Annotated in this window: 19 protein-coding genes and 2 pseudogenes; 5 read left to right on the top strand and 16 right to left on the bottom strand. The window is 68.5% G+C overall.

Features of this window, described 5'->3' with window-relative positions; genetic code table 11:
* The 3 genes from DQP58_RS20485 to DQP58_RS20475 all read right to left on the bottom strand — a co-directional run.
* The coding region (locus tag DQP58_RS20485) for a chromosome segregation SMC family protein (RefSeq protein ID WP_165827923.1) at positions 1–1,023 on the bottom strand (1,023 nt) is incomplete at its 3' end.
* Positions 1,024–1,281: 258 nt separating this feature from the next.
* Positions 1,282–1,575: an acylphosphatase gene (locus DQP58_RS20480; RefSeq protein ID WP_112710045.1), complete on the bottom strand. Its 294-nt coding sequence runs from the start codon at positions 1,573–1,575 to the stop codon at positions 1,282–1,284.
* Positions 1,562–1,987 (bottom strand): OsmC family protein, encoded by a 426-nt coding sequence (locus tag DQP58_RS20475; RefSeq protein WP_066859989.1) that lies wholly within the window; start codon positions 1,985–1,987, stop codon positions 1,562–1,564. Before DQP58_RS20475 ends, DQP58_RS20480 begins: the two co-directional genes overlap by 14 nt.
* A 53-nt stretch (positions 1,988–2,040) precedes the next feature.
* Here DQP58_RS20475 and DQP58_RS20470 point away from each other — a divergent pair, with 53 nt between their 5' ends.
* The gene (locus DQP58_RS20470) at positions 2,041–2,817 is read left to right on the top strand and encodes a PIG-L deacetylase family protein (protein WP_112710044.1); all 777 of its coding nucleotides are present in this window, start codon (positions 2,041–2,043) and stop codon (positions 2,815–2,817) included.
* A 19-nt stretch (positions 2,818–2,836) separates the two neighbouring features.
* On the opposite strand, the gene mutM is transcribed toward DQP58_RS20470, so the two are convergent.
* From mutM to sepIVA, 4 genes are all read right to left on the bottom strand, one after another.
* Positions 2,837–3,706 carry a DNA-formamidopyrimidine glycosylase gene (gene mutM, locus DQP58_RS20465; protein ID WP_112710043.1) on the bottom strand — a complete coding sequence of 290 codons (870 nt, stop codon included), beginning with the start codon at positions 3,704–3,706 and terminating at the stop codon, positions 2,837–2,839.
* A gap of 15 nt (positions 3,707–3,721) precedes the next feature.
* The gene (gene rnc, locus DQP58_RS20460; RefSeq protein ID WP_112710042.1) at positions 3,722–4,435 is read right to left on the bottom strand and encodes a ribonuclease III; all 714 of its coding nucleotides are present in this window, start codon (positions 4,433–4,435) and stop codon (positions 3,722–3,724) included.
* A complete protein-coding gene (locus DQP58_RS20455; RefSeq protein WP_205869494.1) occupies positions 4,432–5,031 on the bottom strand; it encodes a YceD family protein in 600 nt (199 codons plus the stop codon). The genes rnc and DQP58_RS20455 overlap by 4 nt, the downstream gene beginning before the upstream one ends.
* Positions 5,032–5,101: 70 nt before the next feature.
* The gene (sepIVA, locus tag DQP58_RS20450; protein WP_066860047.1) at positions 5,102–5,839 is read right to left on the bottom strand and encodes a cell division protein SepIVA; all 738 of its coding nucleotides are present in this window, start codon (positions 5,837–5,839) and stop codon (positions 5,102–5,104) included.
* A 426-nt stretch (positions 5,840–6,265) separates the two neighbouring features.
* Here sepIVA and DQP58_RS20445 point away from each other — a divergent pair, with 426 nt between their 5' ends.
* Positions 6,266–7,432 (top strand): permease, encoded by a 1,167-nt coding sequence (locus DQP58_RS20445; protein WP_112710040.1) that lies wholly within the window; start codon positions 6,266–6,268, stop codon positions 7,430–7,432.
* 6 nt (positions 7,433–7,438) lie between these two features.
* Here the strand turns inward: DQP58_RS20445 and DQP58_RS20440 are convergent, their stop codons facing one another.
* Positions 7,439–9,148: a thiamine pyrophosphate-requiring protein gene (locus tag DQP58_RS20440; protein ID WP_112710039.1), complete on the bottom strand. Its 1,710-nt coding sequence runs from the start codon at positions 9,146–9,148 to the stop codon at positions 7,439–7,441.
* Positions 9,149–9,522: 374 nt separating this feature from the next.
* Between DQP58_RS20440 and DQP58_RS20430 the strand changes: the two genes are divergently transcribed.
* Positions 9,523–10,773: an HNH endonuclease signature motif containing protein gene (locus DQP58_RS20430; RefSeq protein ID WP_112710037.1), complete on the top strand. Its 1,251-nt coding sequence runs from the start codon at positions 9,523–9,525 to the stop codon at positions 10,771–10,773.
* A gap of 81 nt (positions 10,774–10,854) precedes the next feature.
* On the opposite strand, the gene coaD is transcribed toward DQP58_RS20430, so the two are convergent.
* The 5 genes from coaD to DQP58_RS20405 all read right to left on the bottom strand — a co-directional run bounded on the left by coaD (position 10,855) and on the right by DQP58_RS20405 (position 14,680).
* Entirely contained in the window at positions 10,855–11,337 is a 483-nt protein-coding gene (coaD, locus tag DQP58_RS20425; RefSeq protein WP_066860053.1) for a pantetheine-phosphate adenylyltransferase, read from the bottom strand.
* A gap of 146 nt (positions 11,338–11,483) precedes the next feature.
* A complete protein-coding gene (rsmD, locus tag DQP58_RS20420) occupies positions 11,484–12,038 on the bottom strand; it encodes a 16S rRNA (guanine(966)-N(2))-methyltransferase RsmD (RefSeq protein ID WP_112710036.1) in 555 nt (184 codons plus the stop codon).
* Between the two features lie 10 nt (positions 12,039–12,048).
* Positions 12,049–12,696: a vitamin K epoxide reductase family protein gene (locus DQP58_RS20415; RefSeq protein ID WP_112710035.1), complete on the bottom strand. Its 648-nt coding sequence runs from the start codon at positions 12,694–12,696 to the stop codon at positions 12,049–12,051.
* A complete protein-coding gene (locus tag DQP58_RS20410) occupies positions 12,693–13,460 on the bottom strand; it encodes a DsbA family protein (RefSeq protein WP_112710034.1) in 768 nt (255 codons plus the stop codon). The genes DQP58_RS20415 and DQP58_RS20410 overlap by 4 nt, the downstream gene beginning before the upstream one ends.
* 101 nt (positions 13,461–13,561) lie before the next feature.
* A complete protein-coding gene (locus DQP58_RS20405; protein WP_112710033.1) occupies positions 13,562–14,680 on the bottom strand; it encodes an alpha/beta hydrolase in 1,119 nt (372 codons plus the stop codon).
* A 253-nt stretch (positions 14,681–14,933) separates the two neighbouring features.
* Here DQP58_RS20405 and DQP58_RS27235 point away from each other — a divergent pair.
* Both DQP58_RS27235 and DQP58_RS20400 read left to right on the top strand, forming a co-directional pair.
* Positions 14,934–15,082, top strand: a pseudogene (locus DQP58_RS27235) (aldo/keto reductase); the annotation flags it as partial.
* Positions 15,083–15,087: 5 nt separating this feature from the next.
* Entirely contained in the window at positions 15,088–15,933 is an 846-nt protein-coding gene (locus DQP58_RS20400; protein WP_112710046.1) for an aldo/keto reductase, read from the top strand.
* A gap of 9 nt (positions 15,934–15,942) precedes the next feature.
* Here DQP58_RS20400 and DQP58_RS20395 read toward each other — a convergent pair whose 3' ends face one another.
* From DQP58_RS20395 to DQP58_RS20385, 3 genes and pseudogenes are all read right to left on the bottom strand, one after another.
* Entirely contained in the window at positions 15,943–16,656 is a 714-nt protein-coding gene (locus DQP58_RS20395; RefSeq protein ID WP_112710032.1) for an HNH endonuclease family protein, read from the bottom strand.
* Positions 16,653–18,869, bottom strand: a complete 2,217-nt coding sequence (recG, locus tag DQP58_RS20390) for an ATP-dependent DNA helicase RecG (RefSeq protein WP_112710031.1) — start codon at positions 18,867–18,869, stop codon at positions 16,653–16,655. Before recG ends, DQP58_RS20395 begins: the two co-directional genes overlap by 4 nt.
* 2 nt (positions 18,870–18,871) lie before the next feature.
* A pseudogene (locus DQP58_RS20385) lies at positions 18,872–19,522 on the bottom strand (DAK2 domain-containing protein); the annotation flags it as partial.

The following is a 19,522-nucleotide window of genomic DNA, read 5'->3' as shown; positions in this document are numbered from 1 at the left end:
GGCGGCGACCCGCTCGGCCTCGGCTTCCAGCTCCTCAGGGTTTCTGGGGTCGGTGTCGCCGGTGGCGACCGGCTCGACATCGAGGTGCTGGGCCCGCTCGCTGGCGATGCGCACGGTCGCGGCGACCCGTTCGGCCAGCGCGGACAGCGCAAACCAGGTGTGCTGAACGGACTCGGCGCGGCTGGACAGTTCGGCGACCGCCGCCTCATGCGTTGTCAGCTCCTCGGACGCCACCGCCAGCCGCGAGGACGCCTGGTCGTGGTCGCGGCGCATGGCGGCCTCGGCCTCGAAGATGGCCTCCCGTTCGCCCTGCCGGTTGACCAGGTCATCGGCGGCCAGCCGCAGCCGGGCGTCGCGCAGGTCGGCCTGGATGGTCTGGGCGCGACGCGCCACCTCGGCCTGGCGGCCCAGCGGTTTGAGCTGGCGACGTAACTCGGTGGTCAGGTCGGTCAGCCGCGCCAGGTTCGCCGACATCGCGTCGAGTTTGCGCAGCGCCTTTTCCTTGCGCTTGCGGTGCTTGAGCACGCCGGCGGCTTCCTCGATGAACGCGCGACGGTCTTCCGGCCGCGATTGCAGGATCTCGTCGAGCTTGCCCTGCCCGACGATGACGTGCATCTCCCGGCCGATGCCGGAGTCGCTCAGCAGCTCCTGAACATCCATCAAACGGCAACTGCTGCCGTTGATTTCGTACTCGCTGGCGCCGTCGCGGAACATCCGCCGCGTGATGGACACCTCGGAGTATTCGATGGGCAGCGCGTTGTCGGAGTTGTCGATGGTGACGGTGACCTCTGCGCGGCCCAGCGGGGCCCGCGACGACGTCCCGGCGAAGATGACGTCCTCCATCTTCCCGCCGCGCAGGGTCTTTGCTCCCTGCTCCCCCATGACCCACGCAAGCGCGTCGACGACGTTGGATTTGCCCGAGCCGTTGGGCCCGACGACGGCGGTGATGCCCGGTTCGAACCGCAGAGTCGTCGGCGAGGCGAAGGACTTGAAGCCCTTCAGCGTCAGACTCTTGAGGTACACGGCGAGCCAGACTACCGCTCAAATCGGCCCGGACGGCGGCACCGCGGGGTGTCGGCCGGCCCGAAATAGGGCGGCGTTTCGGGCGGTCGACGCACTGGTCACAGTGGTCACATCAGCCACGGGATGGAGGTGAATGTCGCCGTGCGAAATGCACTAGCGCCGGTGCAATCACGTTGCGGATTCGCCCATCGACGCCGCAACCGGTGCCGGTGTGACGATGTGGCGCCCAGCGGCTCGGCGGACGCCCCGACCTGCCCGTCAGCGCTCGACGAAACCCTCGAACCGCTCCTGCGGCGGGGACCAGTCGGCGACCACCTTGTCGACGTGGCCGGGCCGCGACGGCCATGCGGTGCCGCCTTCCAGCAGGTGCAACAGCTTCTCGCCGGCCGACCGCGGGCCCTGGGCGACCACCAGAACGCGGCCGTCGGACTGGTTGGCGGCGTAACCGGTGAGGCCCAGCTCCAGCGCCCGGCAGCGGGTCCACCAGCGGAAACCGACGCCTTGGACCTGGCCGTGCACCCATGCGGTGAGCCGGGTGTCAGGCTCCGACATTTTTCGCCTCGGAGCTGACCTCGAAGTTGACGGTGGTTCCGGACTTGAGCGTGCGGCCGACCGTGCAGACCTGGTCGATCGCGCGGTTGACTACGACCAGCAGGCGCTGCTTCTCGTCGTCGGCCAGCGACGACAGGTCCAGTTCCAGGGTCTCCTCGAGCAGCGGATAGCGTTCCTGCTCCCGGTCGGCAGCGCCGGAGACCTTCACCACCGCCTTGTAGTCGTCACCCAGCCGGCGGGCCAGCGGCAGGTCGCTGGACATCCCGCTGCACGCCGCGAGCGCGATCTTGAGCAGCTCACCGGGGGTGAACACGCCTTCGACGTCCTCCGAGCCGATCAGCACCTGCGCCCCTCGTGAGCTGTACCCGGTGTAGCGGCGAGTTCCGGTGCGTTCCACCCATAGTTCGGCCATGGCTCATTTCTACCGGGCGTCCGAACTTTTCAGGCACGGGCATACTGTTTTGCATGTCCACCGTGGTCGCATTCCATGCCCACCCGGACGACGAGGTCGTGCTCACGGGCGGCACCCTGGCGCGGGCGGCGGCGGCCGGGCACCGGGTGGTCGTGGTCACGGCGACCGACGGTCGCGTGCACAACGAGGACGACAACGACCGGCTAGACGAATTGCGTTTGAGCGCAAGCATTCTCGGGGCGCATCGGGTGGAGTGCCTGGGGTACGCCGACAGCGGCTACGGCCCGCTTTTCTACCCGGATCCGCCCGGGCGCACCCGCTTCGGCCGGGCGAACCTCGACGAGGCGGCCGGGCGCCTGGCCGGCATCCTGCGCGACGAACACGCCGACCTGCTGCTCAGCTATCAGCCCAACGGCGGCTACGGCCACCGCGACCACGTCCAGGTGCACCACGTGGGCAAACGGGCGGCCGAGCTCGCCGCCATTGCGCGGGTACTGGAGGTGACGATGCCGCGCGAAATGCTGCTTCGCGTCAGCGATGTCGCGCATGTGTTGCGGCTGCCGCAGCCATACGAACGCGATATCGTCCGCGACGCCTACGCCCCCCGCGCCACAATCACCCATCGCGTCAACGTCTTCGGATTCGCGCGCCAGAAGCGCGACGCATTCGCCGCGCACCGCTCCCAGATCGGCGCTTCGGGTCTGGTTGCGCGCGTGTTCGAGGTGCTGCTGCGGTTGCCGCCTCAGGTATTCGGTGCGCTGTTCAGCCACGAGTGGTTCGTGGACCCGGCGCTGCCCACCGGGACGCTGCGCCGCGACATCTTCGATTGACTCACCGGCGTTCGAAAGCTCAACCCCGCGGGCGCGGTTGACATTTCGGGCAGTAGAACGACGAGCGGTTCATGAACTTCTCCCGGCGCATCACCGCCCCGCAGCGACGGCAGGCGTGGCCCTCACGGCCGTAGGCGTCCAACGATCGGTCGAAATATCCGGACTCGCCGTTGACGTTGACATACAGCGAGTCAAACGACGTCCCCCCTTTGGCCAGCGCGTCGCGCATCACGGCGGCGGCCGCGTCGAGCACGGCGGTCAGCTGCTTGCGGCTCAGCGTGTCGGACAGCCGCGCGCCGTGCAGCTTGGCCCGCCACAGCGCCTCATCGGCGTAGATGTTGCCGATACCCGACACCACCTGCTGATCGAGCAGCTGCCGCTTGATCTCGGAATGCTTGCGCCGCAATACTTTTACCACCGCGTCCGCATTGAAGCGGGGGTCCAGCGGGTCGCGCGCCAGGTGCGCGACCGGTTCGGGCACCACGCTGCCGTCCACTTCGACCAGATCGGCGAGCATCCACCCCCCGAAGGTGCGCTGGTCGGCGAAACTCAGCACGGTCCCGTCGTCGAGCAGCGCGGAGATCCGGACGTGGTCGGCGCGCGGCACCGCACCGAGTAACATCTGCCCGCTCATGCCGAGGTGAACCACCAGCGCCGTATCCGATTGCTGCCCAACGGGTTCGGTGTCGAGCAGCAGCCACAGGTATTTGCCGCGCCGATCGGTGCCGGTGATTCGCGCGTTCAGCAGCCGGGCGGTCAGGTCCGCGGGCCCCGCTTCATGACGACGCACCGCGCGCGGGTGATGCACCCGCACGGCGGTGATCGTCTTGCCGACGACGTGGGCATGCAGGCCGCGGCGCACCACCTCGACTTCGGGCAGTTCGGGCATTCAGACAGACACCATCTAGTTGGGCGTCGTCCCTGCGGTGTCCAGCACGTCGAGGGTTTTCCAGGTCTGGGCCGCGGCCTTCTGCTCGGCTTCCTTCTTGGAGCGGCCCACCCCGGTGCCGTATTCGGTCTCGGCCACCACGACCACCGCGGTGAATTCCTTGTCGTGGTCGGGGCCGGTGGAGGTGACGACGTAGGACGGCGCGCCCATGCCGCGCGCCGCGGTCAGTTCCTGCAGGCTCGTCTTCCAGTCCAGCCCGGCTCCCAGCGTCGGCGCGGCGTCCAGCAGCGGACCGAACAACCGCAGAATCACCTCGCGCGCAACGTCGATCCCGTGGTCGAGGTAGATCGCACCGAGCAGCGATTCCATCCCGTCGGCCAGGATGCTGGATTTGTCGGCCCCGCCGGTGTTGGCCTCCCCACGCCCGAGCAGCAGATGGACGCCGAGGCCACCGTCGCACAGCTTGCGCGCGACGTCGGCCAGCGCCTGGGTGTTGACGACGCTGGCCCGCAGCTTGGCCAGGTCACCCTCGCTGCGGTCGGGGTGGCGGTGGTAGAGCTCGTCGGTGATGGTCAGCCCCAGCACGGCATCGCCCAGGAACTCCAGGCGCTCGTTGGTGGGCAGGCCGCCGTGCTCGTAGGCGTAGCTGCGATGCGTCAGCGCCAGGGACAGCAGTTCGTCGGACAGTTCAACCCCGAGGGCGTCGAGCAGAACCTGCCGTGAGCTCACCGCTGGTCCCGCGACTCGTCCGACTCGGCGCCGAACATGCCCGCCAGCTTGGCCCACCGCGGATCGATGCGATCGTGCCGGTGGCCCGGCTCGGCGGCCAGCGCGACGCCGCACTCGGGGCACAGCCCCGGGCAGTCCGGGGTGCACACGGGCGAGAACGGGAGCTCGAGCCCGACGGCGTCGCGGATCGACTGCTCGAGGTCGATGGTGTCGTCCACAATGTGGCCCACCTCGTCTTCCTCGGTGGTCGCCTCGGTGGTGCTGTCCGGGTAGGCGAACAGTTCGGTCAGCCGCACCTGCACGTGACTTTGTAGCTTGGTCAGGCAACGCGAGCACTCACCGGCGGTCGGGGCGGTCACCGTACCGGTCACCAGGACGCCTTCGGACACCGATTGGACCTGGAGGTCCAGGTCCAGGTCCGCGCCGGCCTCGATCGCGATCATGTCCAGCCCGATGCGGGACGGACTGGGCACGGTCTTTCGCAGGGTGACCATGGCCCCGGGGCGCCGCCCGAGCCGGGTGATGTCGAACGCCATCGGTCCGGCAAGCCGTGACGCTGCGCCGCGGGCCGATGATGTGCTGTGCTGCCGCGTCATAGTAGGAAATCCTACGGCGCCGACCGGACAATTCCAGGGCGTGGCCGCCCGGGTCGACCGCCGCGCGGGGCTAGCGCACGGCGTAGTCGTGGGTTCCGGCGGCGGTGCGCAGTTGGTGACGACCGCGTCCCACCGAGCGCAGGGTGCCGTTGAGGAATTCCTCGAACTCGGCGAGCTTGTTGTCGACGTAGATGTCGCACTCGCCGCGCAGCCGGTCGGCCTCGGCGTGCGCCGAGTCGATGAGCCGGGTGGCCTCGGCGTTGGCCGCCTCCACCACGCTGTTCTGCGACACCAGGCGCTGCTGCTCCTTGATGCCCTCTTGCACGGCCTTCTCGTAGGAGATGTTGCCGTTTTCCAGCAGCCGGTCGGCTTCGGCCTGGGCGCGACCGACGCTGGCTTCGTACTCGCGCTTGGCCGCCGTGGCGATGCGCATCGACTCTTCGCGGGCCTCGCCGACCATCCGCTCGCTGTGCTGGCGCGCCTCGCTCACCATCCGGTCGGCTTGCGCCTTGGCGTCGGACAGCAGCCGGTCGGCCTCCGCGCGGGCGTGGTTGAGCATGGACTCCGACTCGGTGGTCGCCGAGGCCACCATGGACTCGGAGTGCGTCTTGGCGTCCTGCAGCATCGAATCGCGGGCGTCCAGCACATCCTGGGCGTCATCCAGTTCGCCCGGAATCGCATCCTTGATGTCGTCGATCAACTCCAGCACGTCGCCGCGGGGCACCACGCAGCCGGCCGTCATCGGAACGCCACGGGCTTCTTCCACGATGGCGCTGAGTTCGTCCAGCGCCTCAAAGACTCGATACACGGCCATACCCTCCTGGCGTCTGCAAAGATCCGGTTGTTACCAGTGTGCCTGGTGTTGTCACTGTGACAGCGGTGGCGAGCCCGGTGTGTCGGGTATTTGCCCGTTCGGGGCGCCTCAAACGCCCCGGTGCGCCGTTTCCGGCCAGGTCGCAGGAATCCAGTGTCATCAGAAAGCGCCCGTTCACGCTGTTACCGCGGCCGCGACGACCGCGCGAGGTGGTTCATCCATATTCGGCGCCGGGCCCCCGCCGAGGCTTGACGGGCGCGGGGCCCGGGGTTTGCGTCGACCCGCCGGGGCCCGGCTATCTGCCAGCGATTCTAGGTGCCGGGCGGCCGGGCCACTATCGCGACCGTCGGCGATATACCCCCTCGGGGTATACTTCACGGGATACGTGGGCGCCCTACGGTTTACCCAGGAGGATTCTCAATGACGGTGCTATCGGCGATCGGGCACGCCTTGACACTCGCGGGCTCGATGACGTGGGAAATCTTGTGGGCACTGATCCTGGGTTTCGCCCTCTCGGCGGTGGTGCAGGCCGTCGTGCGTCGCTCGACCATCGTGTCGCTGATGGGTGACGACCGTCCGCGCACCCTGGCGGTCTCCGCGGGGCTGGGCGCGGCGTCGTCGTCGTGCTCGTACGCCGCGGTGGCGCTGGCGCGGTCGCTGTTTCGCAAGGGCGCCGACTTCACCGCCGCGATGGCGTTCGAAATCGGTTCCACCAACCTGGTGGTGGAGCTGGGCATCATCCTGGCGCTGCTGATGGGCTGGCAATTCACCGCCGCCGAATTCGTCGGCGGCCCACTGATGATCGTCGCGCTGGCCGTGCTGTTCCGGCTGTTCGTGCGTTCGCGGCTCGTCGACGCCGCCCGCGCGCAGGCGGAGCGGGGAATCGCCGGCTCCATGGAAGGCCATGCCGCCATGGACATGTCGATCCAGGGCGAGGGCTCGTTCTGGCGACGGCTGTTTTCCCCGGCGGGCCTCACCTCGGTTTCACACGTGTTCGTGATGGAGTGGCTGGCTATCCTGCGCGACCTCGTGCTGGGCTTGTTGATCGCCGGCGCCGTCGCGGCCTGGGTGCCCGAAAAGTTCTGGCAGGTCTTCTTTTTAGCCGATCACCCGGGCCTCTCGGCGCTGTGGGGTCCGATCGTCGGGCCCATTGTGGCGATCGTGTCCTTCGTGTGCTCCATCGGCAATGTGCCGCTGGCCGCGGTGTTGTGGAACGGAGGCATCAGCTTCGGCGGTGTCATCGCCTTCATCTACGCCGACCTGTTGATCCTTCCGATCCTCAACATCTACCGCAAGTATTACGGCGCCAAGATGATGCTGACGCTACTGGGCACCTTCTACGCCGCGATGGTGGCCGCCGGATATCTGGTCGAATTAATCTTCGGCACAACGCATCTCATTCCCAAGCAGCGCAATGCGACGGTGATCGAGGCGTCGATCTCCTGGAACTACACGACGTGGCTCAACATCGTCTTCCTGATGCTCGCGGCAGTCCTGATCGCCCGGTTCGTCACGTCCGGAGGTCTGCCGATGGTGCGGATGATGGGCGGCTCCCCCGAGGCCGGCCAATCAGAGCACCGCCACTGAGGAGTCTCAGGGTTGCGGCAACCGCACGTCCAGCACCACGCAGCGTCCTTGCCCGGCCTCGGCGAGCGCCCATTCGACGGCCTTGCTCATCTCCGCGGGCGTGTGCACCGTGCGTCCGCTGCCACCGCACGCCGCGGCGAGCGCGGCGTAGTCGGTGTCGGGGGTGAGCCGGGTCTCGCCGAAGTCGTTCTCCCGCACCGACACTCCCTGCGGATACAGGTCCATCACCGGCAACTTGGAGGCCAGATACGACTGGTTGTTCAGGACGACCGTGACGAAGGGCGCACCATGGCGATGCGCGGACCACAACGCGGCGGTGGGCACGCCGAAGTTGAACGAGCCGTCGCCGCAGATGGCGACGACGGGCGCCTCCGGCCGGGCGAGTTTGACCCCGAACGCGCCGCCGAGCGCCCAGCCCAATCCCGGTGCGCCCGTGTCGAAGAGCTGCCCCGGTGACCGCCGCACCTGCCGGGCCACGGCGGACCGGTTGGTCACGGCCTCCTGGACCACCACCGCGTCGTCGGGCAGGGCGCCGCCCAACGCGGCCAGCATCGCATCGGGTGCGTCCGCCGGGCGATCGGAGGCGGCCCGGCGGGCCGCTTCGCGCTGGCGCTGCGCCGTGTCGGCCTCGGCCGCCTGCCGGCGCGCGGCCCACTTCTCCCGTAGCTCGTCGGTGGCCAGCCGCAACAGGGTCTGCTCGAGCAACAGCAGCGCCACCCGCGTGTCGGCGGTCAGCGCGACCTCGATCGGAAACGACCACAGCGGCATGCTCGGTTTGACCGGATCGCCGTCGATCTGCACCACGCGGGCATTCGCGGGCGGGGCCAGCTGCGCGGGCACCCAGGGCACTTCGCAGTCCAACAGCAGCACGGTGTCGGCGTTCTCCAGCGGGGCCGCGTCGCCCACCACGTGCAACGGATGTCCCAGCGGCAGGTTGGCGCGGTCGCCCTGATCGATCACCGGCGCACCCAGCAGCTCGGCGATGCGGCCCAGCACCGTTGCGGTCGGGGGGTCGGCGGCGGTCCGGTCCGTGACGATGACAACCCGCTTGCCCCCCACCAGGATTCCCGCCAAGCGTCCCAGCGCGCCCGGGTCCGGGCCGGGTGGTATGGCCGGCGGCAGGCGGCGCGGCAGCGCGCCGACCCCGTGCTCCATCAACGCTTCTCGCGGCAGCATGACGTACGCGGGGCCGGACGGGCAGGATTGGGTGACCTGGAAGGCTCGCCGGACGATCGGGGCCAGCTCGCGGCCGCGGGGAACCTCCATGTGCCACTTGGCGTAGTTGCGCACCGCGGCGGGCTGGTCGAGTTGCTCCTGCTGCCAATGGATGTAGGTGTCGCGGTGACCGCGCACCCCCGGCGCCGAGCTGTACGGAGCGCGGCCGGCGAACACCACCACCGGGGTCCCGTTGCGCTGCGCGTTGTGCAGCTGGCAGCCCAGGTTCAGCGTGCCGGCGTCGACATGCACCATGACCGCCTGCGGTCGGCCGCTGGCCATGTGATGGCCGATGGCCGCGGCCAGCGCGATGCTCTCGTGCACGCACAACACCGCTTGCGGGCTCGGCGTGCCCGCGGCGCGCGCCGCCGCCAGCGCCTCCTGAATCGGCGCGGAATCGGTTCCGGGGTTGATGAAGAAGTGCGCGACTCCCTCGTCGGCGAGCAGCGCAACCAGATCGGCCGCGGCCTCGGGTACGTCGAACAGATTGTCTACCGTCATGGTGCCGTTCTCCTATCGACGTCGGCGACCTCGCGTACCCCCTCCTGACGGATCAGATCTTCAAGATACGTTCTGTGTGGGCGCGGGTGATCGTTTTCGGTCAGCCGGAGCGCAGCATAGGGCGTTCGAGCCCATCGATTACCTCCTGTGAGTGGCGCCGGCGCGATCGACCGAGCACACGTTGCTGTCTATCAAAACTTCGCTGCTGCATGGGAATTCGTCCATGCAACGATCAACGCGGGTCACGCTTGCGCCCGTTTCGCGGAAGACCGCGACGCAGCTCGTGTGGTTTTCGCGGCGTGGATGGTGCGCGGTCCGGCACCGGCCCGGATCGACGGCTAAAACTTGTCGTACCCCGTTGCGATGATAATGTCATGTCTTCGACCGCGACTGCAGTCAGCGTCGAAGTGCGCCCCAAGGATCGTCTTGAGGTGTTGTTCGAGGAGTTGGCGGAGTTGACCGGTCAGCGCAATGCGATCGATGGGCGCATCGTGGAGATCGTCGCCGAGATCGATCGCGACGAATTGTGCGGTATCACCGGGGCGCGGTCGGTGCCGGCGTTGGTGGCCTGGAAGACGGGCTGCTCGCCGGCCAACGCGCGCACGATCGCCACCATCGCACACCGGTTGGCCGAGTTTCCGCGCTGCGCGGCGGGCATGCGGCAGGGTCGGCTGTCGGCCGATCAGGTCGGGGTGATCGCCGCCCGGGGCGGGCAGGGGTCCGATGAGCACTACGCGCAGCTGGCCGCGGTGGCCACGGTCAACCAGCTGCGTACCGCGGTCAGGCTCGAACCGCGCCCCGACCCCGAGGCCCGGCCCGAGGAGCTGGAGCGTTCGTTCACCGCGACCACCACCGAGGCGGGCAGCTGTTATCGGATCACCCTGGGCCACCATGATGCGGCGAAGTTCGACGCGGCGGTGGCGTCGCATCGTGACGCCCTGATCGGTGAGTGGAAGCGCGATCACGGCGACGCCGGCGCGGGTGATCAGCGGCCGCCGATGCCGGGCACGGTCGAGGCGTTTATGCGTCTGGTGGAGGCTGGGTGGGATGTCGAGGCGGCGCGGCGCCCGCACGGGCAGCACACCACCGTGGTGGTGCACCTCGATGTGGACAAGCCCGCCGCGGCGCTGCATCGGGGTCCGCTGCTCGCCGATGCCGACCGCCAATATTTGAGCTGTGATGCCACCGGTGAAGTGTGGTTCGAACGCCGCGGCGAGGTTATCGGCGCCGGGCGGGCCACGCGGCTGATCAGCCGGCGGCTGCGCCGCGCGCTGGAGTATCGCGACCGCACGTGTGTGGTGCCCGGCTGCGGCGCCACCCGCGGTCTGCACGCTCATCACCTGCGGCACTGGGAAGACGGCGGCCCCACCGAGTTGGCCAACCTGGTGTTGCTGTGCCCCTACCACCACCGGCTGCATCATCGTGGTGTCCTCACCATCACCGGACCCGCACACGCACTCACCGTCACCGACACCACCGGCCGCCCACTGAGCCCGGGATCACTGGCACGCCCACCCACCGGGCCCCCACCCACAGTCCCACCCTGTCCGGGACCGATCGGCGAACGCGCCGACTGGTGGTGGTACACCCCCTTCCAACCCCAACCACCACCACCAACCAACTAGCGGGTCACCACCGGTCATCACCGGGTAAAAGGTTGGCCAAAACCCTTGTCACGCAACGCTTTGCGCGGTCGATCGGCCGATTCAGGACCGGGCCGAAAGCCGTTCGCGCAGACGGCGATTGACCGGTTCGGGCAGCAGTTCGGACACGTCACCGCCGAGCATCGCGACCTCTTTGGCCAGCGATGAGGACACGAACGAATAGCGCGGGGCGGTAGCGACGAAGAAGGTGTCTACACCGGCGACGTGTTTGTTCATCTGCGCCATCTGCAGCTCGTATTCGAAATCGGTGCCGGTGCGCAACCCCTTCACGATGGCGGTCATGCCCCGCGCCCGGACGAAGTCGACGACCAGGCCCTGCCCGGCCTCCACCCGCAGGTTGGGCAGGTGCGTCGTCGATTCGTTGATCATCGCGATCCGCTCGTCGAGGTCGAACATGCCCTTTTTGGCGGGGTTGGTCAGGATCGCCACCACCACCTCGTCGAACTGGGCCGACGCGCGCTCGAAGACGTCGATGTGACCCAACGTCACCGGGTCGAACGACCCGGGGCACACCGCGCCCGTCATGCGCGCCATCCGATGCAAGCGGGTGATCTGCGGACATCGGCGATCATGGCGCGCGGCGAGACGATGCAGCGGGGGCACCTCCCGCTTGCGGGGGACGAAGCGATGCTGAGGAGCGGCGCCATGACGAACGACGGTACACGCCTACCTCAATCGCGCTCGGCCAGCTCCAGCCGGGTGTCGCCATACACTCGGTGCGGCCACGCGGCCCAACCGGCCGGCCAGTCCAGCGGCGCGCCGCCGGCCGCACGCTCCACCACCGCAACGCTGCCCTGGTGCACCCAGCCACGGGCGGGCAAGGCGGCCAGCACGGCCTCGACCTCGGTGGCGTCCACATCGTAGGGCGGGTCGGCCAGCACCAGATCGAACGCGGCGTCGGTCCCGGCGGCCAACACGGTCGCCACCGCTGCGCGGCGCAGCGTCGCACCGGGCAGGCCCACGGTTTCGATGTTGCGCGCGATGACGGATGCGCTGCGCGGCTCAGACTCCACGAAGAGCGCGGCCGCGGCGCCGCGGGACAGCGCCTCCAATCCCAATGCGCCCGAACCGGCGTAGAGGTCCAGCACGGCGACACCGGTCAGGTCCAGGCGGGCCGAGAGGATGTTGAACAGCGATTCGCGCACCCGGTCGGTGGTGGGCCTGGTGCCGCGCGGCGGGACCGCGATGCGACGGCCCCCGGCCGCGCCGCCAATGATCCGGGTCACCTGCGAATTCCTAGAGCAGCGTCGACCAGTAGTCCCAGAACCGGGCCATGATCAGCAAGAACACCGCGGTGAACCACAGCGCGGCGACCGACCACCGCCATTGGAAGAGCAGCCGGCCCGGGCCGGATTGCCGGTGCTGCAGCGCCGGGCGATAGGCGATCGAGGCCACCACCACCAGCAGCGAGATGGTGACGACCCACACCACCATGCAGTAGGGGCACAAGGCGCCGATGCGGTAGAGGCTCTGGAAGATCAGCCAGTGCACGAACACCGCCCCGACCACCAACCCGGCCGTCAGACCCAGCCAATACCACTGCGGCAGAGCAACTTTCGTCAGCGCCAGCAGCCCGGTGACGACCACCACGGCGAAGGCCACCAGGCCCAGCAGCGGGTTGGGGAAACCCAGCAGTGACGCCTGCGGCGTGATCATCACCGAGCCGCAGGACAGGATCGGGTTGAGGTTGCAGGACGGCACGTACGCGGGATTTTCCAGGATGTCGATCTTCTCGACCGTCAGCGTCGCCGACGCCGCCAGCCCGACCAGCCCGGCGATGAGCACCCACCAGGCGCTGAGCGCAGGCACGCGCGCCCCCGAAGCCGGATCCGGCGTCAGGTCGCCGGCGGGATCGACCGCTTCGGTCGACACCGCACCGGTCACATCGCGGCCGGCGCGACCGCGCCGTCGATGCCCGGGATGTTGCCCACGATTTCCTTGATCTTGTTGACCAGCGCCTCGGGTGTCGACGGGTCGTAGTCTTCGCCGTTGATCTTGATGGTCGGCGTGGCGTTGATGTGTGCGGCCGCCGCTTCGCCGGTGACCTTCGACAGGTATTTGCCGCTGTTGATGCAGTCCGGCACCTTGCCCACCACACCGGCCTCGCGGGCGAGTTCGATCAACCGGGCGTTGTCCGGGAAGCTCTTGCCGGTTTCGCTCGGTTGGATGTCGGTGCTGAACAGCGCGGAGTGGAAGCGCCGGAAGGCGTCCTGGGACTCGTCGGCGACGCAGAGCGCCGCGGCGCCCGCGCGCGAGGAGTAGTTCTGGTTCCGCGAGCTGTCGAGGATCGACACCATCGAATAGTCGCCCGCGATGGCGCCGAGGTCGATGAGCTTGGACACCGTCGGGCCGAAGGTGCGCTCGAAGTTACCGCAGGCCGGACACAGGAAGTCCTCATAGAACGTCACCACGGCCTTGGGGTTGCTGGTGCCGGGCTGGGTGATCAGCTTGCTCGACGTGACCCGAACGGTGTCGCCCGCGCCGGTGGGGCCGGACTTCTTGTGGTGCGAGGTCACGATGTAGAAGACGAGGGCGACCGCGAAGATCACCACGAATGCGGTACCGCCGATTTGGACGAGCCGGCTCGACTTACCGCCGGAGGCCGACTTCATGTCGAATCGCGGGGGACGTTTGGGTTTGTCGGCCACAGGTTCCCTGATCTTTCGGTACGAGTTGTCGGTCTGCCCGGGTGCGGACAAAGCGATCGGACAAGGCGCCTCTAGATTACCGGCGCCAACCGCTGCGGGAATCAGACCCGGCTCAGGTGGGCGCGCAGCGCCGAGATCAGCTCGCTGGTCGCGACCATGCTGTCGCCGCCCAACTGGAACAGGTTGGCAAAGCCGTGGGTCAGCGAACCCAGGTACCGCAGATCCACCGCGACGCCGGCGGCCCGCAGCGCCTCGGCGTAGCTTTCGCCTTCGTCACGCAGCGGATCGAAACCCGCGACGGCGATCAGCGCGGGCGCCAGTCCGCTCAGCGATTCGGCCAGCGCCGGCGACACCCGGGGATCGGTGCGGTCGAGGTTCGACCGTCGCAGATACTGCGATTCGAACCAGTCGATGTCCCGCTTGGTCAGCAGGAAACCGCGCGAAAACAGCGTCAGCGACCGATTCTTGGCGGTGAAATCGGTGCGCGGATAGATCAGCCATTGCAGCACCGGCGCCGGGGCGCCCTCGTCGCGCGCGATCTGGCTGACGACGGCGGCGAGGTTGCCGCCGGCGCTGTCCCCGCCGACCGCGACCCGGCCCGGCGTCGCACCCAACTCGCCGGCGTGCTCGTAGGCCCAGGTGAAGGCCGCGTAGGCGTCCTCGATCGCGGCCGGCGCCGGGTGCTCGGGGGCCAGCCGATAGTCGATGGACAACACGTGGATGCCGGCGTCACGGCAGGTCAGCCGGCACAGACTGTCGTGGGTGTCCAGGTCACCGATGGACCAGCCGCCGCCGTGGTAGAAGACCAGCAGCGGTGCCGCCTCGCCGCCGGGCGGACGGTAGTGCCGGGCGGGGATCCGCCCGGCGGGGCCGGGCAGGGTCAGCTCGGCGACGTCGACGTGGATCTGCGGTCCGGGGAACCCCACTGTCGATTCCCGCATCTGAGCTCGCGAGACGTGGGGGTCGTCGTCGACGACCAGGCCGTCGATGCCGACCGCGCGCAGCCCCGACAGCATCAGCTGCAGCGTGGGGTCCAGCGTGTTGCCGTCGATGATCACCGAGCGCCCGCGGACCAGCCCGCGCCTGATGGCGGTGGGGATCCACGGGATGACCTTGGCCCCGGCGCTGGTGACGGCGCTCTGGATCCGGCTGGCCAACGGCACTGAGGCGCGATCGGCGCCGCGCTCGAGTTCCGGTGCGCCTGACAGAGGCCTGGTCATAGGCAACCCCCTTAACAACACGTGCGAACGCGCGCTGACGAACAGTTATTCGGTCCCCGAGCCCACCGCCTCGGAGCGTTGCCGGCCCCGGCGGCCACCAAACACGCGGCAATGCCGCGTGACCCACGCTACTGCAGCGCTATCGGCGTGCCGAGCGCGTGGTGGGCGAAGTCTGCGGCATCGATGGTGGGATCGGACCGCGTCACCGCGAAAGACGACCCGCGTGCAGGTGTCGATCAGTTGCATTTGTTGACTAGGTAATATCGTGGTCCCCAGGTCGGTGAGCCTTCATCGGATTGCAAGCGACTTCGACGTGTTCGATTTCGAAACCAGCGCCTCGAATTCGATGACGGAACTCGGCTCGGTGCACAATCTCGAACCTTCAATTTCACAGGCAGGTGAATGAATTGGCTGGCGAGTCGGGCTCCGCCGTACCCTCAATTGCTCTCAACGACGAGAACACGATCCCGGCCCTGGGCCTGGGCGTCGCGGAATTGTCGGATGACGAGACCGAACGCGCGGTGTCGGCGGCGCTGGAAGTCGGCTGCCGGCTGATCGACACCGCCGCGGCCTACGGGAACGAGGCCGCCGTGGGGCGCGCCATCGCCGCCTCCGGCATTCCCCGCGCCGAGCTGTTCGTCACCACCAAGCTGGCCACGGCGGACCAGGGTTTCAAGGGGGCGATGGACGCCTGCAACGCCAGCCTGGAGCGCCTCGGCCTGGACTATGTCGACCTCTACCTGATCCACTGGCCGGCGCCGGCCCTGGGCAGCTACGTGAACTCCTTCGGCGGCATGATCCAGTCCCGCGCGGAAGGTCAGGCCCGCTCGATCGGTGTATCCAACTTCACCGACGAGCACCTGACGACGGTCATCGATCTGACGTTCGTCACCCCGGCGGTCAACCAAGTCGAGCTGCACCCGCTGCTCAACCAGGAAGCGCTGCGCAAGACCAACGCCGAGCACAACGTGCTCACCCAGTCCTACACGCCGCTGGCGCTGGGCAAGCTGAACGACAACCCGACGGTGAATTCGGTCGCCGGCGAATACGGCAAGACCGCCTCGCAGGTGCTGCTGCGGTGGAACCTGCAGCTGGGCAATGCGGTCGTCTTCCGGTCGGCCAACCCCGAGCACATCTCTTCCAACCTCGACGTCTTCGACTTCGAGTTGGCCGACGAGCATGTCGAGGCGCTCAACGGGCTCAACGACGGCACCCGGTTGCGACCGGACCCCGAGACCTACGAAGGCGCGTAGGGCGCCGCGCTACCCCGTCGGGCAGGTCGTAGCCGCCTGGCGCAGCACGCCGGTCGACGCCTGGTCCACCGGCAGCGAGTAACCACGAAGCACCGCGATGAACTGCATCGCGTACTGGCAGGCGAACGCCGCGTTCGGCGGCATCCATTGCGCCGGCGGCGAATCGCCCTTGTCCTGATTGGCCTGCCCTTCGACGGCAAGCAGGTTGGCCGGGTCGTTGGCGAAGCGCAGCCGCTCGGGGGCGGGCCAGCCGTACGCGCCCATATCCCACGCGTAGGCCAGCGGGACGATGTGGTCGATCTGCACGGACTCACCGACCTTGGGGCCGCGCTGGAAGGTGATGGTCTTGCTGGTGTAGGGGTCGTGCAGCGTGCCGGTGGCCACCGCGTCCGGACACCGTTTCACCGACACATACGTTTTGTCGACCAGATCACGGTTGAGGATGTCGTCGCGCGTGTCACATCCGTTGCGCCCCAACGGGGCATCGTTGTCGTCGTCCCAGGCGTCGCCGAACGCCGAGCGCAGGTAGTCGTAGCGGTGCCGGCGCAGCGGCACGACGGCCACACCGGCGAGCACATCGGTGCCCGGCTGCACCGTCGGAACTTCGGCGCGCGCGGCGTATTCGGCGGAACGCCGGGCGGTCGAGGAGCCGACCGTCTGATGGGCCACCAGCAACGCCAGCGCGGCCGCCGCGGCCAGCCACAGCAGCACTTTGCGATTCAACTTTTGTCCAGGTATTCGATGCGGTCGGTGTCGTTGAATCGCGCGGCCAGCAGCCCCAATCCGGGATTGGAGCGGTCCTCGGCGTAGGCCCGGACACAGAAGTCCCGCGCGGCCTCGATGAACTCCAGGTGGTCGGCCAGGGACAGCAGCCGCAGCGTGATCGCCTTGCCGGACTGGTTGCGGCCCAACACATCTCCCTCCCGGCGTTCCTTGAGGTCGAGATCGGCCAGGGCGAAGCCGTCCAGCGTCTCGGCCACCGCACACAAGCGGCGGCCGGCCGACGAGTCCGGCGCGGACCAGCTGGCGAACAGGCACAGGCTCGGATGCTGGCCACGGCCGATCCGGCCGCGCAGCTGGTGCAACTGACTGATCCCGAACCGGTCGGCGTCCATCACCAGCATCACGGTGGCGTTGGGGACGTCGACGCCTACCTCGATGACGGTGGTGCACACCAGCACATCGACCTCACCGGCCCGGAAGGCCGCCATGGCGGCGTCCTTCTCCTCGGCGGACAGCCGGCCGTGCATCAGGCCCAGCCGCAGGTTCGCCAACTCCCCGGAGCGCAGCCGGGCGTAAAGACCCTCGGCGGTCTCGGGCGCCTTGGCGTTCTGCTCATCGCCCGGGTCGTCGCTCTCGTCGATGCGCGCCGCCACCACGTAGGCCTGACGGCCGGCGGCGACCTCCTCGGCGATCCGCTGCCAGGCCCGGCCAAGCCACGCGGGCTTGTCCTTGACAAAGATGACGTTGCTGGTGATCGGCTGGCGCCCGCGCGGAAGTTCGCGCAGCGTCGAGGTTTCCAGGTCCCCGTACACGGTGAGCGCGACGGTGCGCGGTATCGGCGTGGCGGTCATCACCAGCAGGTGCGGTGTGACACCTGGACGGGCTTTGGCGCGCAGCTGATCTCGTTGCTCGACACCGAAGCGGTGTTGCTCGTCGACCACCACCATGCCCAGGTTGTCGAATTCCACCGCGTCCTGCAGCAGGGCGTGGGTGCCCACGACGATGCCGACCTCACCGCCGGCGATCTCGGCGCGAATCTGCTTTTTCTGCGCGACGGTCATCGAACCGGTCAGCAGCGCCAGCCGGGTGCCGTTATCGGCGCCACCCAGCTGCCCCGCCATCGCCAACGGGCCGAGCACATCGCGGATCGATCGGAGATGTTGCGCGGCAAGCACTTCCGTGGGCGCCAGCAGCGCGCACTGATATCCGGCGTCCACCATCTGCAGCATCGCCAGCACCGAGACGATCGTCTTGCCCGAACCCACCTCACCTTGCAGCAGCCGGTTCAACGGCCGGCTCGCCGCGAGCCCCTCGGACAGCACGCCGAGCACCTCGCGCTGCCCCGCGGTCAACTCAAAGGGCAAGCGCCCCAACAGTTCTGCGACCAAGCCATCCGGCCGCGGCGACGCCGGCGGCCCCGACTCCGACAGTTCACCGTGGCGGCGGGCCACCAGCGCCCATTGCAGGCCGACGGCTTCGTCGAAGGTCAGGCGCTCGCGGGCCCGCTGCCGCCGCGGCTCGCTCTCGGCGAGATGGATGTCGCGCAACGCCTGGTCCTCGGAGACCAGGCCCAATTTCGCGCGCAAATCCTCGGGCAGCGGATCCGGCACCGGGTCCAGCACGTCGAGCACTTGGCGCACGCACGAAAAGATGTCCCAGCTCTGCAATTTCGTGCTGGCGGGATAGATCGGGAAGAAATGGCGTTCGTAGGCGTCCAGCAATTCTTCGCCGCTGGTGGCGCCCGAGGCGTTGGCGATGTTCTTCAGCGACCGCGTCCCGCGGTTGCGTCCGTCCGGCGAGTCGACGATGAGGAACGCCGGGTGCGTCAGCTGCATGACGTTCCGGAAGAACCCGACCTCGCCGGAGAGCATCACCTTGGTGCCCTTGGTCAGGTCCTTCTTCAAGTAGTTCGCGTTGAAGAACGTGGCGGTCACCTTGTTCCGCCCGCCGCCCAGGGTGATGCGGTGGCACAGCTTCTTCGGGTTCTTCTTCATCGGAAACGTCTCGGTTTCGGCGATCGTGTCGATGATGGTGATGTGCTCGCCCGTTTCGGGCCGCTGGTCATCGGAGCCCCACCGCGAGGCGCCCTCGGTATAGCTGCGCGGATAGTGGCGCAGCAGGGCGTCGACGGTGCGGATGCCGAACACCTCGTCGAGCGATTCGGCGGCCTTGGCTCCCACCACGAAGTCCAGCCGGTCGCGCACCGACACCATCGCTACTCGACCCCGATCAGCAGCGCGTCACCGTGGTGGCCGGTGCGGTAGGTGACCAGTTCGGTCCCGGGGTGGTGGTCGTGCATGTGTTCTTCCAGGATGTCGCCGACCGCGCCGGCATTGGCATCAGAGCCGTCGGTGTCGATGCCGGCGCCCAGCAGCACCGTCACCAGGTCGCCGCCCGAGGCCAGCAGCAGGTCGAGCAGGCCGATCGCCGCCCCGACCACATCGGCGGCCACGATCAGCACCTCATCGCCCGCGATGCCCAAGCCGTCGCCGGGCCGGCAGCGCCCCGCCCAGGTCAGCGCGCTCTCGGTCGCGATGCGCACCGAGCCGTGCCGCGCCGCACCGGCGGCGCGGGCCATGGTGTAGCCGTCGTCCACCGCCTGCCGGTCGGTTTCGTGCACGGCCAGCGCCGCCAGCCCCTGGACCATCGACCCGGTGGGGATCGGCACCACATCGATGCCCCAGCCGATGGCCGCGGTGCAACCGGCCACCAACTCCTCGGCCGCCACGTAGCCGTTGGGCAGCACCATCACCTGTGCGGCGCCGGTGTCCACGATGGCCCGCATCAGCTGGTGCGCGCTGATGTTGGTGACGGGATCGTGCCCGTCCGGTTCGCGTTGCAGCACGCTGGCGCCCTCTCCGGCGAA

The organism is Mycobacterium colombiense, from assembly GCF_003284975.1.
GTDB lineage: Bacteria > Actinomycetota > Actinomycetes > Mycobacteriales > Mycobacteriaceae > Mycobacterium > Mycobacterium europaeum_A.
Note: the sequence above shows the minus strand (reverse complement) of the source record. Positions and strands in the feature narration are given on the sequence as shown.

Coding starts and splice junctions, on each gene's coding strand:
- DQP58_RS20475 (WP_066859989.1), bottom strand. CDS start 1,987: ATGGCCGAACTATGGGTGGAACGCACCGGAACTCGCCGCTACACCGGG.
- DQP58_RS20480 (WP_112710045.1), bottom strand. CDS start 1,575: ATGTCGGAGCCTGACACCCGGCTCACCGCATGGGTGCACGGCCAGGTC.
- DQP58_RS20430 (WP_112710037.1), top strand. CDS start 9,523: ATGTCTTCGACCGCGACTGCAGTCAGCGTCGAAGTGCGCCCCAAGGAT.
- coaD (WP_066860053.1), bottom strand. CDS start 11,337: ATGACGGGCGCGGTGTGCCCCGGGTCGTTCGACCCGGTGACGTTGGGT.
- DQP58_RS20455 (WP_205869494.1), bottom strand. CDS start 5,031: ATGACGCGGCAGCACAGCACATCATCGGCCCGCGGCGCAGCGTCACGG.
- DQP58_RS20470 (WP_112710044.1), top strand. CDS start 2,041: ATGTCCACCGTGGTCGCATTCCATGCCCACCCGGACGACGAGGTCGTG.
- DQP58_RS20405 (WP_112710033.1), bottom strand. CDS start 14,680: ATGACCAGGCCTCTGTCAGGCGCACCGGAACTCGAGCGCGGCGCCGAT.
- mutM (WP_112710043.1), bottom strand. CDS start 3,706: ATGCCCGAACTGCCCGAAGTCGAGGTGGTGCGCCGCGGCCTGCATGCC.
- DQP58_RS20440 (WP_112710039.1), bottom strand. CDS start 9,148: ATGACGGTAGACAATCTGTTCGACGTACCCGAGGCCGCGGCCGATCTG.
- recG (WP_112710031.1), bottom strand. CDS start 18,869: ATGGTGTCGGTGCGCGACCGGCTGGACTTCGTGGTGGGAGCCAAGGCC.
- DQP58_RS20445 (WP_112710040.1), top strand. CDS start 6,266: ATGACGGTGCTATCGGCGATCGGGCACGCCTTGACACTCGCGGGCTCG.